The sequence below is a fragment of the Mycobacterium sp. genome (genome assembly GCF_049608025.1).
In the GTDB taxonomy this organism is placed as follows: Bacteria; Actinomycetota; Actinomycetes; order Mycobacteriales; family Mycobacteriaceae; genus Mycobacterium.
Genome location: NZ_JBMYXC010000103.1, coordinates 1 through 3,400 on the forward strand (window position 1 = coordinate 1; position 3,400 = coordinate 3,400).

Genomic DNA, 3,400 nt, shown 5'->3' on the forward strand with positions numbered 1-3,400 from the left:
GCGACATCAACGCCCTCGAGCAGGCCACCGGAGCTGGGCAGCTCAACCCTGACCTGATAGGTCTTGGCAAATGGGTCCACCCGCAGGGCGCCGAATGTCAGATAGGCGATTGCCACCACGACTACCAGGACGAGAGCGAGTCCGGAAAGCCAAAACCGTTGGCGGTGACCAGCTTTGACGACGCCGACGACCCCCCGGCTGATGGAGTTGATCACCTCGGTGGCTCCTGTCCGGAAGCGGGCGCCACCGGCGGCGGCGGACCTGGCGGAGGCCCCTCGCCCAACACTGGCGGAAGCGGGGGTCCGGCCGGCGAGAACTGAGTCTGCCCCATCTGGCTTTCCGGACCCTTACCCACGACACGCTCCTGCAGACGCCACAACACGTATTTGACCGAGCCGGCCATCTCCGCCCAGTCGCCGCGCTTGGGGCCGTGGAAGGCCGGGTCACCCTTGAATCCGATATCGGGAATCGATCCGAGGACCAGCCGGTCGATACTCACGGTCAGCGGTACTGCCGAGCCAGAGGTGGCCTTGACCAACACCGGCATCAATCGATTCAGGGCGGCGAGGCTGGTATCGGGGCTTTGTGCCACATCGTTCCAGGCCCGGGACAGAGTGTTCATGTCCCCGATGACGCTGCGACCGCTGTCGTCGGTGCCGGCGATCGACGGGAACCTACCCAGCTGACGGGTGGTGGCACCGAGCTGCACGACAACATCGGTGATCTGGTCGGTGTTGGCGGCCAACACATCGGTCGCCGGACCGATGGCCTCCAGGATTTCCGTCATTGCCGGGTTCTTCTCGTCGAGCCGGTCAGCCAGCGCGGAAGTCTCGGTCAGCGCCTCTTCGATGTCGCCAGACCGGGCGTTGAGCTTCCCCAGCACCTCATCGGTCAGATTGATGAGGTTGCCGAATGCCTCACCCTGGTCACCCGTCGCCCTGCCGGCACCGTTGAGAAGATTGGTCAGGTTTCTGATGGTGCCACCGTTGACGGCGATTGCCGCCGAACTCATCACCGCCTCCACCGTGGCCGCGGCTGCCGTGGAGTCAAGCCCGACGGTGTCCCCGTCTTTCAGCAGCGGCGCGCCCGGCTCGGGCGGGGTCGGCGGATTGATAGCGACGAACACATCGCCCAGCGGGGTAGCCGACCGCAGCTCGACAGTGCTGCCTTGCGGGATCTCGACTCCGGTCTTGATCTGCAGCTCGGCCACCGCGGTGTAGTTCTTCGCGACCAGCGATCTCAGTTGTCCGACATCGGCGCCAGAAAGCTTGACGCTCGCCTCAGCGGGCAGGTTCAGCGCGTTCGCGAACACGGCGGTAATCATGTATCCGCCCCCGGCGCCCATTCCCGGCGCCGGCAGCGGTAGGTCACCCAGCCCGACCGAGCAGCCCGTGGTGACCATCGCGGCGGTGGCGGCCGCCGCGAATGCGCGTCTCATTCGAAAAGCCCTCATCACTGCCCCATCGCCGAAAGGCCGTCGAGCACGTAGGTCAGGCCGAAGTCAGGGCCGTAGTCCTGCAATGTTCCAGTGCTACAACCCAATTGACGGAGATGCATCAGATTACAGACCTCTTTGGAGTACTGCGAGTCGACGAAGATTTTGTCGGTCAGGGCATGAACACGTAACGAACCATTGTTCTGGTCGACGGCGTTATAGAGGTTCTCCAGCGTCAACGGGGCGACATCGAGAGTCTCCGCCATCTCACGGCGGCGGTCCACGATCACACCGGCGGCCACATCGCTGTTGAGGACGGTCTGCTGCAAGTTGTCGCGATTGCTTTCGATCAGAGCCGTTGCCTGCTCAACGATTTGGTTGAGCCTACGGCCGGTCGCGCCGGTGCCGAAATTCTCATCGGCCAGTATCCGCGTGAGTTGGTGCGTGGTGGAGCCGAACTGCCGCAACTTGGTGTCGTTGCGTGCAGCCGCGTCCATCAACGACTCGAGATCAGTCACGATTGCGGTCAATTGCTCGGCGGTGACGGCTCCGCCATCGGAAGACAGCCGCAATGCGTTGGAAAGTTCGCCGAGCGACGACTTGATCCTCTCGCCGTTACCTTCAGTGGTTTCGGCCGCCGCACTGACCAGGTCGGCGATCGGTCCGCCGCCCTCCCCGTCGCCCGACAGCGACTTGGAAAGCTTGTCGAGCATGTCGATCACACGGTCGAACGCGATGGGCGTCTTGGTTCTGGGCAGGCCGATCGTGTCGTGGTTCTGCAGCACCGGCCCACCGGTGTAGGGCGGAGTCAATTCGATCTGCCGGTCCGTCAGGATCGACGTGTTGATGGTCACCGCATGCGCGTCGGCGGGAATCTTGACGTCTTTGTCGACCGTGAATTCGACATCGACGTAGCCTCCCCTCGGGGTGATCTTGGTGACTTTGCCCACCGGCATGCCGACCACCGCAACGACATTCTCGACATACAGACCCGCGGCGCTGTCGAATTGCGCGGTCAGAGTTATCGACTTGTTCAGCGAGCGCACCGAATACCCGACTATCCCGATGATCGCGACCGCCAGGACGGCAAGCCCGGCGACCAGCGCGACGGTTCTCCGCCCGCGGCTGCCTGTTCCTTGGGTGCTCATTTGCAGTCCTTGAAGTACTCGAGCATGTTGAGTTGGTCGGCGCGACCGCTGATTGCGCACATCCACGAGTCCACAGCAATCCCGTTGGCGATGTAGAACTCAAGAGCGGGCGCGTAACCCGTGGCGTTCGTCAGATTGCGGACCGTGACGGGTGCGACCTGAAGGATACTGCTGACCAAGTCGTCATTCTGGGCGAGTAAATCAGTGAGCTCACGGATGTTCTGGAGCATGTCCTCAAGCATTGGTCGGTCGTCGACGACGATCCGCTCCAGGTTTGCGGCCAGACTGGTCAGACCCGCCAACATGGAGCGGAAGGCGGCCTGACTGGCCACGAACTCACCGAGCAGGCTCTGCCCCTGGTCGATGAGAACCCCAGTTTTGGCTTGCTGCCGGTGCAATACGTTGGCGACCAGTTCGGTGCTCTCGAACAGCTCACCGAGCTGATCTCGACGGTCGGCGACCACCGATGAGAGGCGATGGAGGTTGTCCATGGCTTCCGGAACGATGTCGGGCAACCCGTTGACCTGCTTGCCTAGAATCGCCAGCGACTCACCCAGTTGGTCGGAGTCCAGTTGATCCAGGAGAACCGAACCATCGTCCAGTAGCTCCTGCAGATCGTAGGGAACCTCGGTGTGGGCCAGATTGATGGTGTTGTCCGGTACCGAGCCGCTGCCGGCGGGCATCAGGGCCATGTAGCGGCCACCGAGAAAGGTTTGCAGTTGGATGGAGGCTTTGGTGTCTTTGCCCAACTTGACGTTGTCCTTGACCGTGAAAGCGACCTCGACGTGATCGCCGGCGAGCGTCAGGCTACGAACAG

At 62.6% G+C, this 3,400-nt stretch carries 3 protein-coding genes and 1 pseudogene; all 4 read right to left on the reverse strand.

Features of this window, described 5'->3' with window-relative positions; translation table 11 throughout:
* Positions 1–215, reverse strand: a pseudogene (locus ACPGXI_RS17795) (MlaD family protein); the annotation flags it as partial.
* Complete coding sequence (locus ACPGXI_RS17800; protein ID WP_526655324.1) at positions 212–1,453, reverse strand: MlaD family protein; 1,242 nt, start codon at positions 1,451–1,453, stop codon at positions 212–214. The pseudogene ACPGXI_RS17795 and the gene ACPGXI_RS17800, both read right to left, overlap by 4 nt.
* A complete protein-coding gene (locus ACPGXI_RS17805; protein WP_526655326.1) occupies positions 1,453–2,583 on the reverse strand; it encodes an MCE family protein in 1,131 nt (376 codons plus the stop codon). The genes ACPGXI_RS17800 and ACPGXI_RS17805 overlap by 1 nt, the downstream gene beginning before the upstream one ends.
* Positions 2,580–3,400, reverse strand: an 821-nt coding sequence (locus ACPGXI_RS17810; protein WP_526655328.1) for an MCE family protein, incomplete at its 5' end; no start/stop codon positions are given. The genes ACPGXI_RS17810 and ACPGXI_RS17805, both read right to left, overlap by 4 nt.

What these genes read in the sequence shown, in the direction of transcription:
- ACPGXI_RS17800 (WP_526655324.1), bottom strand. Translation starts at nt 1,453, where the DNA reads ATGAGGGCTTTTCGAATGAGACGCGCATTCGCGGCGGCCGCCACCGCC.
- ACPGXI_RS17805 (WP_526655326.1), bottom strand. Translation starts at nt 2,583, where the DNA reads ATGAGCACCCAAGGAACAGGCAGCCGCGGGCGGAGAACCGTCGCGCTG.